The organism is Pseudomonas arabinosi, assembly GCF_047758675.1.
Classification (GTDB): Bacteria; Pseudomonadota; Gammaproteobacteria; order Pseudomonadales; family Pseudomonadaceae; genus Aquipseudomonas; species Aquipseudomonas arabinosi.
Genome location: NZ_CP180480.1, coordinates 2,869,564 through 2,886,238, shown reverse-complemented (window position 1 = coordinate 2,886,238; position 16,675 = coordinate 2,869,564). Strand labels below are relative to the sequence as shown.

Sequence of the window (16,675 nt, the reverse complement as noted above, 5' to 3'; positions counted from 1 at the left end):
TTCGACGGGAACGATTCAGAGCCACCAACGCAGCAAAAAGAAGAACCCCATGCTCAACAACATGCTGAGCAAGGTATTACGGGTGTAGAGCACCAGCCCCACCGCCACCAGCGAACTGATCAGGTACGGGTTGTCCCACTGCAGATTCAGCTGCTTGTCCGGCATGAACACGATTGGCCCGCAGATCGCCGTCAGCATGCCCGGTACCGCAAAACCCAGGAATTGCCGTGCATTACTGCTCAAGCGCACGGGCAGCCGAGGCTCCAGAAATACATAGCGATTGAGAAACACCAAAAGCCCCATGCCAAAAATCACCGCCCAGACCATCATGTGCGTCCACCGTAAAATTTGTTGCAGATAAAGCCTGCGGTCATGCCCGCCAGCCCCGACAGCACCAGCGCCGAGCCCCATTGCCAGTAGCTGAACAGCACCGAGCAGAACAGCGACACCGCCACGCACACCACGGTCGGCACGTTCCGCACCACCGGGGTGATCAGGGCGATAAAGGTCGCCGCGATGGAGAAGTCCAACCCCAGATGCTCCAGCCCCGGAATGCTGCTGCCCAGCACGATGCCGGCCAGGGTGAAGAGGTTCCAGGCGATGTAAAACGTCAGGCCGACACCCAACGCGTACCAGCGGTTGAACTGTTGTTTGTCATGCGCACTGGTCAAGGCAAACAGCTCATCGGTGAGCAAAAAACCGAGCCCCACACGCCAGCGACCCGGCAGCGGCGAAATCACTGAACGCATGCTCATGCCGTAGAGCAAATGCTGGGACGTCAGCAGCAGCGTGGTCAGCAGAATCGAAAAGATTCCGGCACCGCCCTTGAGCATGCCGATCGCCACCAATTGCGCGGCCCCGGCAAATACGATGCTCGATAAACCCTGGCCTTGCAGGGGCGTGAGATTGGCCTCGATGGCCATGGAGCCGGCCAGCAGCCCCCACGGCGCGGTGGCCAGGGACAACGGCATGATCGCCGCAGCGCCGCGAAGAAAGGCGCTACGCGGCATGAGTGAATTGGACATAACGCTCTACAACCAGGGAGAGACCTCAGACTGTGCCAGCAGTCATGGCCGAAGGCTTGAACAATCTTGCGCACTTGGTCCGCGGCCAGGCACAACGGCAGAATGCGTGCGGAGCTCGCTGATTTTCGCGATTGACAAAAATCGCGCCGGCTTTTAAAACTGAGCGCCTCATTCAGGGTGTAAGCAAGTATGTCCGCAACCGTCAACCTCAACACTGTCGTCATTGGCTTGAATGCCAAGGCGCAAGGTTGCGTTGCGCACGCCCTCAAATCGAAGAAACAGTCGCTCATGTGACCGGGGCGCGCTGTCCCGTCAGATGAGCTGACAGGACATTGAGCGCGACGGGCACCCTCCCCTTGCTTACTGCCTTCTACGCTTCTGACGGTGACGAAATCGGTCAACCTTCAGGAGTACGTGCATGTCATCGTTTCAAGGTATCTGGGTCCCTCTCGTTACACCGTTTCGCAACGGTGCGATCGATTTCGCCGGCTTGCGCCGGCTGGTCAGTCATCTGCTGGAAAAAGGCGTCGATGGTGTTGTGGTCTGCGGCACCACGGCGGAAGCGGCGGCACTGAGCAAACACGAGCAACTGGCGGTGCTCGATGCGGTGCTGGAGCAGGTGCCGGCGGAACGGGTGGTCATGGGCCTGGCCGGCAACAACATGACCGAGCTGCTGCATTTACAAAGCGAGATCCTGAAACGTCCGCTGGCCGGTTTACTGGTACCGCCGCCGTACTACATCCGTCCGTCCCAGGCGGGCCTCGAAGCGTTTTTCAAAACTGTCGCCGATGCCTCCAGCGTTCCGCTCATTCTTTACGACATCCCTTACCGCACCGGCGTGGCGTTCGAGCAGGCAACCCTGCTCAACATCGTCGCCCATGAGCGAATCGTCGCGGTCAAGGATTGCGGCGGCAATCAGGCCAACACCCTGGCGCTGCTCAGCAGTGGCAAGGTCGACGTGCTGTGCGGCGAAGATAACCAGATCTTCAGCGCCTTGTGCCTGGGCGCCAAAGGCGCCATTGCCGCTTCGGCGCATGTTCATCCGGAGCTGTTCGTGGCGTTGTATCAACAGATCCGCGACAACCGGTTAGCGGCGGGTCGAGCGACGTTCTTCCAACTGCTGCCGCTGATTCACAGCCTTTTCATCGAGCCCAATCCTGCCCCGGTGAAAACCGCCCTGGCCCTTGAAGGCTTGATCGACGACGAACTGCGCGCGCCGATGCAACGCAGCAGCGAAACCCTGTTGGTGCGTCTGAAGGAAGTGCTGGCGGCGTTGAACAGCAACAATCGATAGAGCGCCAGCAACCAGCCCGAGTACCATGGAGCCATTCGCATAACGCGTCAGGGAGTCGACATGCTTTACCGAATCGCCGCCGACGGGCTGGTCCTGTTTCATCTGTTGTTCATTCTGTTCGTGTTGTTCGGCGGGCTGCTGGTGCTCAAATGGCGCCCCCTGATCTGGTGGCACCTGCCCGCGGCTGCGTGGGGCGTGTCGGTGGAAGTCTTCCACCTGATCTGCCCACTGACCGAGTGGGAAAACCTCATGCGCGACGCGGCCGGGCAAACCGGCTATGGCGGCGGTTTCATCGAACATTACGTGTGGCCGGTCATTTACCCGGCGGGCCTGACACCGGCGATTCAGCTGGGACTGGGCAGCGTGGTGCTGGCGATCAACGTGCTGGTCTACCTTCGGTTGATCAGGTTGTGGAAGTTACGTCGGGCAACCTGAAGCCGATTCGAGGATTCTGCCCATGTTGTCGATTGAAGATCTCACCTTGCTGGAGGCCATCCGCGAAACTGGCAGCCTGTCACGGGCCGCGGCCCACTTGGGCAAGGCGCCCTCGACGGTATCCTACGCGGCGCGGCAACTGGAGGAACGCTTTGACGCCTTGCTGTTCGACCGCCGTCGCTACCGCTTGCAGCTGACCCCGGCAGGTGAATTGCTGGTGAACGAGGCAGCACGACTGATGCAAGACGTCTCGCGGCTGACCCAGCGGGTGCAACAAGTGGCCAATGGCTGGGAGAGCCGGCTATGGATCGTCACCGATGAGTTGCTCGAATTCGAAGCCTTGATCCCGGTGATTCACGAGTTCGATGCGCTGGAATCGGGCGTGCCGTTGCGCATCACTCAGGAAGTCCTCAAAGGTGTTTGGGAAGCCCTGCGTGAAGGCCGCGCGGACTTGATCATCGGCGCCACCAACGAACCACCGGCGATCCCTTCCTTGCGCTGGATGCAATTGGGGGAAATGGAATGGGTATTCGCGGTGTCGCCCAACCATCCGCTGGCCAAAGCCCAAGAGCCGATTTCACGCGCCATGGTTGCGCAGCATCGGGCGATTGTCGTGGCCGACTCTTCCAGAGTGACCGAGGGCAGCACCTACGGCGTCTCCGGCGGCCAACCGGTGCTCGCCGTGCCAACCATGCGCGCCAAGATCCTCGCCCAGTGCGACGGGTTGGGCGTGGGTTGGTTGCCCAGGCATCGGGTCGGCTCGTTACTGAAAAACGGCACGCTGGTTGAAAAACAAATGGCCGATCCGCGTGAGCCGAATATTTTGTATGCCGGCTGGCGTGGCGATCACGACGGCCGCGCCCTGGGCTGGTGGCTGGAAAAACTCAAGCAATCGTACCTGTCCACCAAACTGGTCCAGGGCAGTGACCGGTTTGTTTGAATTCAGTTGGCAATGACGCTCATGTTCCGGCCGCTGGCCTTGGCCACGTACAGCGCCTTGTCGGCGGCCCCCACCAAATCATCGGGCTGCGCCTGGGACGCCGGATCGTAAGCGGCGACCCCCAGGCTGACCGTCACCGTGCCTTCAGCCCCTTCACTGTGCTCGATGCCGGCCATCTGAACCGCGCGACGGATTTTTTCCGCCACCAGAAACGCGCCCACGTAGTCGGTCCCGGGCAGTACCACCGCAAACTCTTCGCCGCCATAGCGCGCAGCCAGGTCGCCGGGGCGCTTGATGTTGTCCCTGATGATCGTGCTGATGTTGCGTAAACACTCATCACCGGCCACATGGCCGTATAGATCATTGAAGCTCTTGAAGTGATCGACATCGATCATCAGCAGCGCGAGGTGGGTCTGGTTGCGCCTGGCGCGGCCCATTTCGGCGAGGATGAACAGATCGAACTGACGCCGGTTGGACAGCCCGGTCAGTGCGTCCTCCAACGCCAGCAACTCAAGACTGCGGTTGACCTCGATGAGTTTTTCCTGCGCATCCAGCAATACACCCTGCACGTGGTTCTGCTGCTTCATGAGGCGGATGAGGCGATAACCGAGGACGCCCAGGAACCCCAGGAATAACGAGACGATCCCGGCACTCAGCAGTACCTCCTTACGCCAGGCAGTCAGGACTTCATCTTTGTTCAGCGCCGCGTAGATGATCAGCGGATACCCGTCGACCCGGCGAAATCCGACCACCCGCTCGACGCCATCGACATAGGACGGGACCATCGCCGTGCCTGAATTGCCCTTGGGCAACAGTTGCGTAAACAGCGGTCCCTTGGCGACGCTGATGCCGATTTCAGTTTCTTTGAACGGCCGGCGAACGACGATGGTAGCGTCGTCGGCGATCAGGTTGATCACGCCGTTATGACCCATGTCGATGCTGTCGTAGAGGCCGAGGAAATGGCTGAGATAAATCGTTGCCAACGCCACGCCGGCAAAACGGCCATCTGGATGATTGACGCGGCGGGACACCGTCATGATCCATTCACCGCTCGAACGGCTCTTGATCGAGGGACCGATATGGGGGCCGCGGTCGGGATGATTGCGATGGAAGATGAAATACTCACGATCGGCGTTGTTGGCATCAGGCACCACGGCGCCGTTGGAATTGGCCACCCAGCGCCCTGCTTCGTCATAGATAAACAAGCCATGGAGCTGGCTCAACTCACTGCGCTGGGCCTTGAGCAAACGCTCCAGCCGGGGTACCCGGGACTTGTCGAAGCCGTCGTTTTCCAGGCGATCCACCAGGGTCAACAGCAGCGTATCGGCTTGCTTGATCGACGCTTGCGCTTGCGAGGCCAGGGTCTGGGCAAGGTTGGACATTGCCACTTCTTTGTCGTGCAGATGGTACTGGCGCGAATTCCAGGATTCCCAAATCACGATAGCCGTCATGGACAGGCACACCGCGACCAGCAGAATCACCGCAGAGCGAACCTTGAGTGTGGCCCCGGCTTGCTTGGCGACCCAGGGCACGCCATGGAGGGATTGTTCAATTCGATTGTTAACGGACGGATGACCCATGATGTTCCCTGAATACTGACCACAGGGCGAATCTTCCCGTTCGCCCTTTTTATGAACCCTGACGGGTATGAGCCGCCTGGTGTCAGGCGACTATGCCTCATCAAACACCCGATAGGTGAATTGCGCGAGAACTATTCTCACCACCGGCTCGCCCTAAAGCCGCGATCCGTAGCAGCAGGCTTCGCCAGCAGCTACAAAGGTTTGCATTGCGGCTGAAATGGCTTACCGAGGCGTCTGTTTCACGGCCTCGATCCAGGCGGGATTCAATTGCGTCTGATCAGTCTCGATACCCAGCGCTTCCATCCGCGCCTTGTGCTGATCCATCTCGCGGGTCAATTGGCTGTGATCACTGGAGTTGCCGTCCAGCTCGTGCATCTGGCTCAACCCCAGATGGTAGAAACGCAGCAGCTTCATGGCCGTCGGATCCTCTTTCTCCACCGCCGCCGTCACCTGATGCATGACGTTGGTGATGCTCATCAGGCTGCGCTTGAGCTGCCAGCCGTAAACCGCCGGGGCCATCCACGGCTGGGTCCAGAACGTGCCGCGCATCAGCGCGGCCATCAGCAGCACCGCCACGAACACGCCGCCGACGTTAAATCGCAGATTGTCGCCACCGGGTTCGCCGAACAGCGCCACCGCCGTGGTGGACAACACCATCGCCAGGGCCAGGAAAATCAAGGCTATGATTATCGTGCTGCGTCGCGTCTGGCTTCGATAGCGTTCGGGGTTCTGCGGCTGGATTTCGAACATCGCGACGGGGTTCCTTGAGGGCATGGGTAAAAAGGCTGCGGGGCATTATCGCCTCTGCAGGGGATTTAGCTATGCTGGGGCTCCTTTTCATCTTTTCATCGTCAAACGGGAAATGGCGATACAGCGCAGTTCGTGCCATCTTCTTTCATGGATACATACTATTCGGATGCCATTTGCCTGTATGAGTGGCATCGTTTTAAGGATCATTGAATGACCCAACGACAAGTAATCAACGCCTCGGTCAGCCCAAAAGGCAGCCTGGAAACCCTTTCTCAACGTGAAGTACAGCAACTGAGCGAAGCCGGATCCGGCAGCACCTACACCTTATTCCGCCAGTGCGCCCTGGCCATCCTCAATACCGGCGCCCATGTCGATAACGCCAAAACCATCCTCGAAGCCTACAAGGACTTCGAAATCCGCATTCACCAGCAGGACCGCGGCGTACGCCTGGAACTGCTGAACGCCCCGGCCGATGCCTTCGTTGATGGCGAAATGATCGCCAGCACCCGGGAAATGCTCTTCAGCGCCCTGCGCGACATCGTCTACACCGAAAACGAACTCGACGCCCAACGCATCGACCTGAGCACCTCCCAGGGCATCAGCGACTACGTGTTCCACCTGCTGCGCAACGCCCGCACCCTGCGCCCCGGCGTGGAGCCGAAGATCGTGGTGTGCTGGGGCGGCCACTCGATCAACACCGAAGAATACAAATACACCAAGAAAGTCGGCCATGAACTGGGCCTGCGCAGCCTCGACATCTGCACCGGTTGCGGTCCTGGCGTGATGAAAGGCCCGATGAAAGGCGCGACCATCGCCCACGCCAAACAGCGTATCCACGGTGGTCGTTACCTCGGTTTGACCGAGCCGGGCATCATCGCCGCCGAAGCACCCAACCCGATCGTCAACGAACTGGTGATCCTGCCGGACATCGAAAAACGTCTGGAAGCCTTCGTCCGCGTCGGCCACGGCATCATCATTTTCCCGGGCGGCGCCGGCACGGCCGAAGAGTTCCTGTACCTGCTCGGCATCCTGATGCACCCGGACAACGCAGGCCTGCCCTTCCCCGTGGTTCTCACCGGGCCGAAACATGCCGCGCCGTATCTGGAGCAACTGGACGCGTTTGTCGGCGCCACCTTGGGTGAAGCCGCCAAGCAGCACTACGAGATCATCATCGACGACCCGGCTGAAGTCGCCCGTCAAATGACTCAAGGCCTCAAGGCGGTCAAACAGTTCCGCCGCGAGCGCAATGACGCGTTCCATTTCAACTGGCTGCTGAAGATCGACGAAGGCTTCCAGCGCCCGTTCGATCCAACCCACGAAAACATGGCCAACCTGAAACTGAGCCGTAACCTGCCGGCCCACGAACTGGCTGCCAACCTGCGCCGTGCGTTCTCCGGCATCGTCGCCGGCAACGTCAAGGACAAGGGCATCCGCCTGATCGAAGAACACGGGCCGTACCAGATCCGTGGCGATGCAGCGGTGATGCAACCGCTGGATCAACTGCTCAAGGCCTTCGTCGCCCAGCACCGGATGAAACTGCCCGGCGGCGCGGCGTATGTGCCGTGTTATCAAGTGGTTGCGTAACAGGCACCATCAAACAACCCTGTGGGAGCGAGCCTGCTCGCGATAGCTGTGTGTCATTCAACCATGATGTTGACTGGTACACCGCCATTCGCGAGCAGGCTCGCTCCCACAGTGGTTTATAGGTGATCCGCATCAATGATCGCCTTGGCAAAGGCCTGCGGATCTTCCTGCGGCAAGTTGTGGCCGATGCCGCCGTTGATGAGTCGGTATTCATATTTGCCGGTGAAGCGCTTGGCATAATCCTCGGCCGCCGGATGTGGCGCCCCGTTGGCGTCACCTTCCATGGTGATGGTCGGCACCGTAATGACCGGGGCCTTGGCCAGCCGCTGCTCCAGCGCTTCATATTGAGGTTCGCCCTGAACCATGCCCAGCCGCCAGCGATAGTTGAAGATCGTAATAGCCACATGATCGGGGTTGTCCAGGGCCACCGCGCTGCGGTCGAAAGTCGCGTCGTCGAAAGTCCATTTCGGGGAAGCCAGCTCCCAGATCAACTTGGCGAAGTCGTGGCGATTTTTTTCGTAACCGGCCTGGCCGCGTTCGGTAGCGAAGTAGAACTGGTACCACCATTGCAGCTCGGCCTTGGGCGGCAACGGATTTTTGCCGGCGGCCTGATTGCCGATGAGGTAGCCGCTCACCGAGACCAGCGCTTCCACCCGCTCCGGCCAGAGTGCCGAGACGATGCCCGCCGAGCGCGCGCCCCAGTCGTAGCCACCGAGCACCGCCTTCTTGATCTTGAGCGCATCCATAAAGTCGATGACGTCACTGGCCAACGCGGCCGGCTGGCCGTTGCGAACAGTCTTGTCGGACAGGAAATGCGTGTCGCCGTAGCCCCGTGCATACGGGATCAGCACCCGGTAACCCTTGGCCGCCAACAAGGGCGCCACTTCGCTATAGCTGTGAATGTCGTAGGGCCAACCGTGCAGAAGAATCACCACCGGACCATCGGCGGGGCCGACTTCGGCATAAGCCACATTCAGCAACCCGGCGTTGATATGCTTCAGCGGGCCGAACGAGTCCGCCTTGAGGGTGCCGGCGCTGGCCACCACGGGCTCTGGCGTCGCGGTTTGCGCATTGGCAGCACCCAGGGCACCTAACTGCATCAGCGCGAAAGCGAGGACCGATGGGCCAAAGAAACGACGACGTGAGTCGTTTTTTTTGCTCAACACATTCATCTTCATGGTGATTTCCCTGGAAGTCATTGACCGGGTGTTTTGGACGACAGCGGTAAGCGTAGTGGAACGATTAGCCGCCCTGATTGCCGCACTCTGCGAACTTGCTGTAATCGAGGACTTTCTGCGTGCCGCTGGAATCGAGATAGGTCAGGCGGGCATCGACAATGCCGCAATTGCCGCCGCCGTTATCGACGATGGAAACCACTTTGTTGATATCCAGGTGAGTGCCGTGAGAAGTTGTCTGCGACGGCGCTTGAACATCGGCATGGGCCGAAAACGCTGCAACGTTCAGGACCGCGAAGAAGCTGGCGGCAATCAGTGTGTTCCAGTTCATGGTGATTTCCTCAGGGTTGCAATGGGCGGTGGTTGTGAGGCAAGTCGTCTTGTCTCGATGGAACCCATTTGATCTTCGCGAGGTATCTGCCATGTGTCGTAAAACCGGAATTAATAAGGCGTAAGGTGTCTGCGGGGGCACCAGATACAGTGCGATACAAAGCGAACAACAAGAGGCTTGAGCGATGGAACATGTGAACCACATCCTGATCGTCGACGACGACCGGGAGATTCGCGAGTTGGTCGGCAATTACCTGAAAAAGAATGGCCTGCGCACCACCGTCGTCGCCGATGGCCGGCAGATGCGCAGTTTTCTGGAAACAAATCAGGTGGACCTGATCGTGCTGGACATCATGATGCCCGGCGATGACGGCCTGCTGCTGTGCCGCGAATTGCGCTCGGGCAAACACAAAGCCACGCCGATCCTGATGCTCACCGCACGCAACGACGAAACCGATCGCATCCTCGGCCTGGAAATGGGCGCCGACGACTACCTGACCAAACCCTTCGCCGCCCGCGAACTGCTGGCGCGGATCAACGCCGTGTTACGCCGCACCCGGATGCTGCCGCCCAACCTGTTGATTACCGAAACCGGCCGATTGCTGGGTTTCGGCCGCTGGCGCCTGGACACCACCGCCCGGCACTTGCTCGACGAAGACGGCACGATGGTGGCCCTCAGTGGCGCCGAATACCGTCTGCTGCGGGTGTTCCTCGATCACCCGCAACGGGTGCTCAGCCGTGACCAGTTGCTCAACCTGACCCAGGGTCGCGACGCCGACCTGTTCGACCGCTCGATTGATTTGCTGGTGAGCCGTCTGCGCCAGCGATTGATGGATGACTCACGAGAATCGACTTATATCAAAACCGTGCGCAGCGAAGGTTACGTGTTCTCCTACCCGGTGGAATTGCTCGGCGCAGAATCATGAAGCTCTCCGCCAGCGGAACCTGAGGAGCGTTTTTCATAGGGTTTTGTATCCGTCTGTATAAGAACCCGCGACAGATACGCAGGCACCGATTTCGGCGTGTTCGAGCACACATCACCGATACACCCGAGCGTTTAACTGTGATCACCGGATAGCAGCAGCTACCGACCCACTCAAACTAAACGCACGGAGAATCACCCATGTTCAACTTCTCGAAAGTCTCGCCCCTGGCACTCGGTCTGGCACTGGTTGGTGGTCTCAGCCTGTCGAGCCTGGCGTCGGCCCACACCGGCAATGCGGCGTCCCCTGCCCAGGTTCAACAACTGCTGGTGGAAGGCGGCTCCGATCGTCTGATCGAGAATCGCGTGGCCGAAGGCGGTGCCGACCGTCTGCAAGAACTGCGCGAACGTGTGGCATCAGTCAGCCCGAGCAACGCCCTGCGCGGTGGTGTGGTTGTCGCGGAAAACCGCGCCGAGTTCGGCTCGAAATATCAGCGGTATTGATCTGGATCTACACAGCGGCCGAGATCAAATGTGGGAGCGAGCTTGCTCGCGATGAGGCCCTGTCAATCAACATCAATGTTGAATGACACACCGCCATCGCGAGCAAGCTCGCTCCCACATTTGACTGTGTTTCGTCAGTTGTAAGCCCTTCTGTATACCCACCCATGTATGACGTCCATAAGTCCTGAGATCTGACGCAAAAGCCCCGACAATTCCTCGGGACAGTTGCACCTCGCCCGTCTAAGATTTGCGCTTCATTTCATCAAGGACGATTCATGAAGCGCATTGCCGGTTGCCTGTTGTCTTTCCTGACCTTTACGGCGGTCGCGGCTGATCTGAACCTGCTCACCGACAACCATCCGCCCTTGCACTTTCAGCAAGGTAATCAACTGGTGGGGTTTGGCGTGGACGTGGTGCAGGCACTGGCCGAACGCACCGGCGACCAGGTGCACTTGCAACAAGTCCCTTTGCTGCGCGCCCTGCGCGTCGCCACGACCGAGCCTGCCACCGGGGTGTTTACCGTGTTGCGCACCGTCGAACGCGAAGGCTTGTACCAGTGGGTCGGACCGCTGATGGACGTGGAAACGGCGCTGTATTCCGCTAACACCCAGCAACCGGTGCGCAGTTTGCAGGACGTCAGCACCCAGGGCCGTATCGCCGTCCCGCGAAAATGGCTGGCTTACGACTACTTGCGCAAACAGGGTCTGAACAATCTGTACGGTGTGGAAACACCCGAACAAATGATGCGTCTGGCACGTCTGGGGCGCATCGAATTTGTGGTGGCCGACACCCTCTCCATCGCAACCCTGGCTCGGGAAGAAGGCTTGGCCCCCAGCCAGTTGCACTATCAGATGCCGCTGATGAAGCAAGGCACCTACATCGCGTTTTCCCCGCAAACCGACGCGCGCCAGGTCGCGCGCTGGCAGCAGGCGCTTGACGAGATGAACAAAGATGGGCGTCTGGAACAACTCAAGCAGCGCTGGCTCAGTGACAACACACCTCGCTGACAATGGATCAACGCTCTCGATAACAACTATGCGTCAGGGTGTTTTTTCATCGCGATGATCCAGCACTACAGTGGCGACATCTTCTCCCCACGCTCTGGAGCACCTCATGAAAAGCATCATCGGTCTTGGATTCGCCCTTTCGGTTCTTGGCGCTACTTCCGCCATCGCCGCCCCACACGCCACCTCGCCAGTCGTTGCAGCGGTCAAAGTCAGCCAACCGGCCACACTGAACGTGAACACCGTCGGTGTTGATCACAAAGACAGCCAGGCGAGCACACTCTACGTCGCTGAAAACCGCCCTGAGTTCGGTTCGAAGTATCAGCGTTATTGATCAACGGCTTTGCACCGCTTGAAACAACAAACCCCGGGTAGATCCGATCTACCCGGGGTTTGTTGTCTTTGAAATACAGGCTCGGCAGCTGCTACAAAAGCGGCGGTGTTGTCAGGCGAGCGGCGAGCGCCTTGGCCTGGCTCGCGACGTCGGTCACTGCGGTGCTTTCCCACCACATGCCGCGCAACGGTGGGCCCATGGCGAACAGACGGCTGGCGGCGTGTGCATCGGCATCCAGCACTGCGCCATCAACGGCCGCTGCAATCCCCAGCGCCAAAGGCCCCGGCCGGACAAGTCCGCGCGCCAGCAGTTGCTGTGGCAGCGGTCGGGCCACTCGCCGCCAGTCGTATTCGATGCCGCTGGAATTGATCAATGCCGCGCCGCTGACAACGGTGGTTTCTGATTCACCACGACGCCGAATACGGATGCTCACTGCGCCGTCCGCTGAAGGCTCCAGCCCTTTGAACGACGCCGCCTGAATCCGCAACCGCCCTTCCTTGTGCAACCGCTCCACCAGTTCGGCACTCAACGGCGGCGAGCGGTGGTGATGGCTTTCCCACCACGGCCGCACATGCCGGACGAACTGTCGACGCTGCACATCCGTCGCCTGATGCCACAAGCGGCCGATATGCGCCCGCACGGTGTCGAGCGGCGCCTGCCAGTCGATGCCTTGGGCGATGGCGTCCCGGCAATGCCGACGCAGTTCGCGCACCAGCTGTCGCGGTGTGCGAATGCTCTGATCCTCGGCAAGAAAATCCAACCAGACCGGAGGTTGCCGACGCACATGAGGCAGCAAGCCATGCCGTGAAAACACTTCGATCGGCCCGCGATGCCCGGCCTGTTCCAGCGACACCACGGCATCGACCATGGTCAGGCCTGAACCGATGATCAGCACCGTCGACTGCGGATCAAGCTGCTGCATGCCAGCGACATCCCATGGATCAAGCGCAGCGGCATTCAAGCCGCTGGACTCGGTCTGAGGCGTGCGCGCAGCGGGGAACATCCCCGTGGCCAACACCGCATAAGCGCCCTGCAAGTGTTGCCCGTCACTCAACGTCAGCAACACAGAATCATCCGCCGTTTGCAGGTCAACCACCTCGGCCCGCACATGCTCGACCGTTGACCCGTTCAACGCCCCCACCGCTTGCGCTTCGGCCAGACGCTGCTGCACGTACAGGCCGAAAATCCCCCGGGGCGGGAACAACTCGCTGACCGGCACATGTTGCTCGTCAGACTCCGGCCAGCCGCCGGCCGCGATGTATTCGGTCAGCCATTGGGTCAGGTCGTCGGCGTTGTCCGGGTCGACGCTCATCCGTGCCGCATTGCCGTTGAGCGTGTGGCCCAACTCGACCGCGCTGTACGCCTCGCCCCGCCCCAGTTCGGCGCGGGGTTCGATCGCCAGCACCTGGCGTTTGCCCGGCAGGCGCAGCAACTGCGCCGCCAGCATTGCACCGCTGAGGCCGCCGCCGACGATCAGGATGTCCGCGTGGCGGAGGGCGTCGGTGGCCTGTCCGCGTTGGGTTTCAGTCATGGCGTTCTCACTGATCAATGTTTCATCTCGAAAATCTCCTGGACGATAATAGGCGCCAAACCCATGAAAGGCTCATCAAGCAGTACCAAAGTAGGACAGAGAAATACCGCTGACTTGCAGTGAGCGTCGGGAGCGCGCGTGGCTTGCCTCTGACCCTGATCGTTCCCACGCTCTGCGTGGGAACGATCAGCGTGGGAACGATCAGCGTGGGAACGCGACTTTTTTCTCTGCGGCCGCAACGCCGCCAGGTCTCGATAACCCGCACCCGGATGAATGTCCGGCAATCGCGGCCCTTCCCCAAACAACTTCTCGCGCAAGGTCCCCGGCGCGTATTCGGTTTTGTAGACCCCACGTTTCTGCAGCTCCGGCACCAGCAACTCCACGGCGTCGATGAAGGTTTCGTGAGTCAATGCATAGGCCAGGTTAAAGCCGTCCACATCGGTCTCCTCGACCCACTCCTGCAACAAGTCGGCAACGGTCTCGGGACTGCCGACAAACAACGGACCAAACCCGCCAATGCCGACCCAGTCAGCCAGTTCGTTGGGCGTCCAGACCTTGTTCGGGTCCGCCGTGGAGAACGCTTCCACCGCCGATTGAATGGCGTTGGTGTGCACATGTTTGAGCGGTTCATCGGGTTTGAACTGGCTGAAATCGATCCCGGTCCAGCCAGAGATCAACGCCATCGCGCCTTCATAACTGACCCAGGTTTTGTATTCCTCGAACTTGGCTTTGGCCTTGGCGTCGGTCTCGCCGAGGATCACGGTTTGCAGGTTGAAGATCAGAATCTTCGACGGATCGCGTCCGGCTTCGGCAGCACGACGACGGATGTCGGCAACGGTTTTCTTCAGCAGCACTTTCGACGGCGCAGCGACGAACACACACTCGGCATGCTCGGCGGCAAACTGCTTGCCGCGACTGGATGCGCCAGCCTGATAGAGAACCGGCGTGCGTTGCGGCGAGGGTTCGCAAAGATGAATGCCGGGCACCTGGAAGTGCTTACCGACGTGCCGGATTTCGTGGATTTTGCTCGGGTCGCTGAAGATCCGCCGCTCGCGATCCCGCAGAATCGCGCCCTCTTCCCAACTGCCCTCCCACAGTTTGTAGCAAACCTCCAAATACTCTTCGGCGAAGTCGTAACGGGCGTCGTGTTCGGTCTGGTTTTTCTGACCGAGGTTCTTCGCACCGCTTTCCAGATAAGAGGTGACGATGTTCCAGCCGGCGCGGCCCTTGGTCAGATGGTCGAGCGTCGACAGGCGTCGGGCGAACGGATACGGGTGTTCGAACGACAGCGAGGCGGTCAGGCCGAACCCCAAATGCTCGGTGACCAGCGCCATCGGCGGAATCAGTTGCAGCGGATCGTTGACCGGCACCTGCGCCGCCTGACGGATCGCCGCATCACCATTGCCGTTGTAAACGTCGTAGATGCCCAGCACATCGGCAATGAACAAGCCGTCAAACTTGCCGCGTTCGAGGATTTTCGCCAGGTCGGTCCAGTACTCCAGGTCCTTGTACTGCCAGGAGCGATCCCGCGGATGCGCCCACAGGCCCGGCGACTGGTGGCCGACGCAGTTCATGTCAAAGGCGTTGAGACGAATTTCACGGGCCATCAAACCGCACTCCGAAAGCTTGGGGGATGGATGCCGTTGAGGCGGAAGTTGCCGATGAGGTGGAGTTTCCGGTGCAACGGGTCATGCAGCGATCCGGGCAACACGGTGCGTTGGCCGGTGAGTTCAAATTCGGCGTTGCTGACGGCATTTAGCGCGTCGGCGCTGGCCAGGTGCGACTCGGCGATGGCGACGCTGATTTCCGTGTCGTCATCAACGCTGTTCAGAAAGTCTTCGGCGCGTTCGAGCAACGCGGCGGCGACTTCAATGCGGATGTGCAAATCGCCGAAGCGGCTGATGACGTGAGGATCATCCGTGGCTTGGGCCTGCTGCCGGACGAAACGCAACGTCGCATCGAGCAAGCTACGAGCGTTGTGCAGGTCGTGCTGACTTTTGGCCAGGGGCTGCCCGGCAATAATCGGTTGAGTCAAAGCGTTCATGGTGGGCTCCTCAGTTCCAGGCGTGGCGCGCAGGCTTCACGCCGTTGAGCAGGTAGTTGCCGATCAGGTGGTATTTCCAGCGTGCCGGGTCGTGCAGGGTGTGCGTCCGGGCGTTGCGCCAGTGGCGGTCGAGGTTGTACTTGCCGAGCACCGAGCGGGTGCCGGCCAGTTCGAAGAGTTTGCTGCTGGCGAGCAAGGCAATTTCGGCGGACAGGACCTTGGCCTGGGCCACCACCACGGAGGCGTGGGCGACGGTGTCTACGTTGGGGTTGAGCAGCGCCGCGTCGATGGCCAGACCGGCCTTCTTCAGGATCGCTTCGGTGCCGTGGACCCGCCATTCGAGGTCGCCAATGGCGGCGATGCTGAACGGGTCCTGCCAGCCGTGATCGTTCCCGCTGTCGATCCACGGGCGGGATTCGCGGGCGTAACGCTTGGTTTCCTCCAGCGCACCCACGGCGATCCCGGTGTCCACAGCGGCCTGGATGATTTGCGAAATAGGGCCGTCGGCGGTGGGTTCATCGAAGGCCTTGTGGGCCGGGATCACCGCGTTCAAAGGCACTTTCACAGCGTTGAGTGTCACGCCGCCGCTGGCCGTGGTGCGCTGGCCGAAACCGTCCCAGCTGTCGATAACGGTCAAGCCGGGAGTGTCACGCTCGATGAAGGCGATGAAGGCTTTGTTCTCTTCATTGACCGCCACTGCTGGCACGATGTGCGCGAACAAGGCGCCAGTGCAGTAGAACTTTTCGCCGTCGATTTGCGCGGTGTCTTTAGCGAAACGGATTCGGGTTTCGAAGGCACCGGCATTTTTGCTTTTGGATTCGGAGAAGGCGTTGCCGAAACGGTAGCCCTGCAGGACTTTGCCGAAGTAGTAACGCTTCTGCTCTTGGGTGGCGGTTTGCAGCAGGATGTCGAGCACGCCGAGGTGGTTTTGTGGGAGCTGGCCGAGGGATGAGTCGGCAGCGGAAATGATCTTGATCACTTCGGCGACGGTCACGTAGGACACGCCAGCGCCGCCGTATTCCTTGGGAACGGTGATGCCCCAGAGGCCGCTGGCGGAGAACTCGTCGAGCTCGGCGACTGGCAAGCGTCGCTCGCGATCCCGCACACTGGCTTCGATGGCAAAGCGTGCAGCGAGCTTGTGAGCGACGGCAATCGCCTCGGCGTCCGAGCGGATCACATGGGCGGTGCGAGGGGGTTGGGCAGAGGCTGTCATGGGCCGACTC

General features: G+C 60.2%; 17 protein-coding genes and 1 pseudogene. 8 read left to right on the top strand and 10 right to left on the bottom strand.

The genetic code is table 11. The annotated features are described in order from the left end of the window. Positions 1-15: 15 nt before the first annotated feature. Both ACMXYJ_RS13465 and ACMXYJ_RS13460 read right to left on the bottom strand, forming a co-directional pair. A complete protein-coding gene (locus ACMXYJ_RS13465; protein WP_165353329.1) occupies positions 16-327 on the bottom strand; it encodes an AzlD domain-containing protein in 312 nt (103 codons plus the stop codon). Continuing rightward, positions 327-1,025 carry an AzlC family ABC transporter permease gene (locus ACMXYJ_RS13460; protein ID WP_008157336.1) on the bottom strand — a complete coding sequence of 233 codons (699 nt, stop codon included), beginning with the start codon at positions 1,023-1,025 and terminating at the stop codon, positions 327-329. Before ACMXYJ_RS13460 ends, ACMXYJ_RS13465 begins: the two co-directional genes overlap by 1 nt. Before the next feature lie 418 nt (positions 1,026-1,443). On the opposite strand from ACMXYJ_RS13460, the gene dapA reads away from it, so the two are divergent. The 3 genes from dapA to ACMXYJ_RS13445 are packed head-to-tail and all read left to right on the top strand — an operon-like array spanning position 1,444 to position 3,694. Next, positions 1,444-2,319, top strand: coding sequence for a 4-hydroxy-tetrahydrodipicolinate synthase (gene dapA, locus ACMXYJ_RS13455; protein ID WP_415760204.1), 876 nt, complete (start codon positions 1,444-1,446; stop codon positions 2,317-2,319). Positions 2,320-2,379: 60 nt separating this feature from the next. Beyond that, positions 2,380-2,754, top strand: a complete 375-nt coding sequence (locus ACMXYJ_RS13450; protein ID WP_415760203.1) for a DUF2784 domain-containing protein — start codon at positions 2,380-2,382, stop codon at positions 2,752-2,754. Between the two features lie 22 nt (positions 2,755-2,776). Further along, positions 2,777-3,694, top strand: coding sequence for a LysR family transcriptional regulator (locus tag ACMXYJ_RS13445; protein WP_415760202.1), 918 nt, complete (start codon positions 2,777-2,779; stop codon positions 3,692-3,694). 2 nt (positions 3,695-3,696) lie between these two features. Here ACMXYJ_RS13445 and ACMXYJ_RS13440 read toward each other — a convergent pair whose 3' ends face one another. Both ACMXYJ_RS13440 and ACMXYJ_RS13435 read right to left on the bottom strand, forming a co-directional pair. Then, positions 3,697-5,274, bottom strand: a complete 1,578-nt coding sequence (locus ACMXYJ_RS13440) for a sensor domain-containing diguanylate cyclase (RefSeq protein ID WP_415760201.1) — start codon at positions 5,272-5,274, stop codon at positions 3,697-3,699. 222 nt (positions 5,275-5,496) lie between these two features. Continuing rightward, positions 5,497-6,024 (bottom strand): DUF3087 domain-containing protein, encoded by a 528-nt coding sequence (locus ACMXYJ_RS13435; protein WP_415760200.1) that lies wholly within the window; start codon positions 6,022-6,024, stop codon positions 5,497-5,499. Positions 6,025-6,234: 210 nt separating this feature from the next. On the opposite strand from ACMXYJ_RS13435, the gene ppnN reads away from it, so the two are divergent. Continuing rightward, positions 6,235-7,608 (top strand): nucleotide 5'-monophosphate nucleosidase PpnN, encoded by a 1,374-nt coding sequence (gene ppnN, locus ACMXYJ_RS13430; protein WP_008151729.1) that lies wholly within the window; start codon positions 6,235-6,237, stop codon positions 7,606-7,608. A gap of 116 nt (positions 7,609-7,724) precedes the next feature. Here ppnN and ACMXYJ_RS13425 read toward each other — a convergent pair whose 3' ends face one another. Both ACMXYJ_RS13425 and ACMXYJ_RS13420 read right to left on the bottom strand, forming a co-directional pair. Continuing rightward, a complete protein-coding gene (locus ACMXYJ_RS13425) occupies positions 7,725-8,786 on the bottom strand; it encodes an alpha/beta fold hydrolase (RefSeq protein ID WP_415760199.1) in 1,062 nt (353 codons plus the stop codon). Between the two features lie 64 nt (positions 8,787-8,850). After that, complete coding sequence (locus tag ACMXYJ_RS13420) at positions 8,851-9,114, bottom strand: DUF2790 domain-containing protein (protein WP_415760198.1); 264 nt, start codon at positions 9,112-9,114, stop codon at positions 8,851-8,853. Between the two features lie 184 nt (positions 9,115-9,298). On the opposite strand from ACMXYJ_RS13420, the gene ACMXYJ_RS13415 reads away from it, so the two are divergent. The 4 genes from ACMXYJ_RS13415 to ACMXYJ_RS13400 all read left to right on the top strand — a co-directional run bounded on the left by ACMXYJ_RS13415 (position 9,299) and on the right by ACMXYJ_RS13400 (position 11,877). Further along, positions 9,299-10,039 (top strand): response regulator, encoded by a 741-nt coding sequence (locus tag ACMXYJ_RS13415; RefSeq protein ID WP_056744878.1) that lies wholly within the window; start codon positions 9,299-9,301, stop codon positions 10,037-10,039. 197 nt (positions 10,040-10,236) lie between these two features. Then, entirely contained in the window at positions 10,237-10,539 is a 303-nt protein-coding gene (locus ACMXYJ_RS13410) for a phage infection protein (protein ID WP_415760197.1), read from the top strand. A gap of 275 nt (positions 10,540-10,814) precedes the next feature. Next, entirely contained in the window at positions 10,815-11,546 is a 732-nt protein-coding gene (locus ACMXYJ_RS13405; protein ID WP_415760196.1) for a substrate-binding periplasmic protein, read from the top strand. 106 nt (positions 11,547-11,652) lie between these two features. Continuing rightward, positions 11,653-11,877, top strand: coding sequence for a hypothetical protein (locus ACMXYJ_RS13400; protein ID WP_415760195.1), 225 nt, complete (start codon positions 11,653-11,655; stop codon positions 11,875-11,877). A 91-nt stretch (positions 11,878-11,968) separates the two neighbouring features. Here the strand turns inward: ACMXYJ_RS13400 and ACMXYJ_RS13395 are convergent, their stop codons facing one another. The 4 genes and pseudogenes from ACMXYJ_RS13395 to ACMXYJ_RS13380 form a co-directional block, all read right to left on the bottom strand. After that, positions 11,969-13,408 (bottom strand): FAD/NAD(P)-binding protein, encoded by a 1,440-nt coding sequence (locus ACMXYJ_RS13395; RefSeq protein WP_415760194.1) that lies wholly within the window; start codon positions 13,406-13,408, stop codon positions 11,969-11,971. Between the two features lie 236 nt (positions 13,409-13,644). Beyond that, positions 13,645-15,015: pseudogene (locus tag ACMXYJ_RS13390) on the bottom strand (LLM class flavin-dependent oxidoreductase); the annotation flags it as partial. Further along, on the bottom strand, positions 15,015-15,452 hold the full coding sequence (locus ACMXYJ_RS13385; RefSeq protein ID WP_415760193.1) for an acyl-CoA dehydrogenase: 438 nt from the start codon (positions 15,450-15,452) through the stop codon (positions 15,015-15,017). The pseudogene ACMXYJ_RS13390 and the gene ACMXYJ_RS13385, both read right to left, overlap by 1 nt. 10 nt (positions 15,453-15,462) lie before the next feature. After that, entirely contained in the window at positions 15,463-16,665 is a 1,203-nt protein-coding gene (locus tag ACMXYJ_RS13380; RefSeq protein ID WP_415760192.1) for an SfnB family sulfur acquisition oxidoreductase, read from the bottom strand. Positions 16,666-16,675 lie beyond the last annotated feature (10 nt).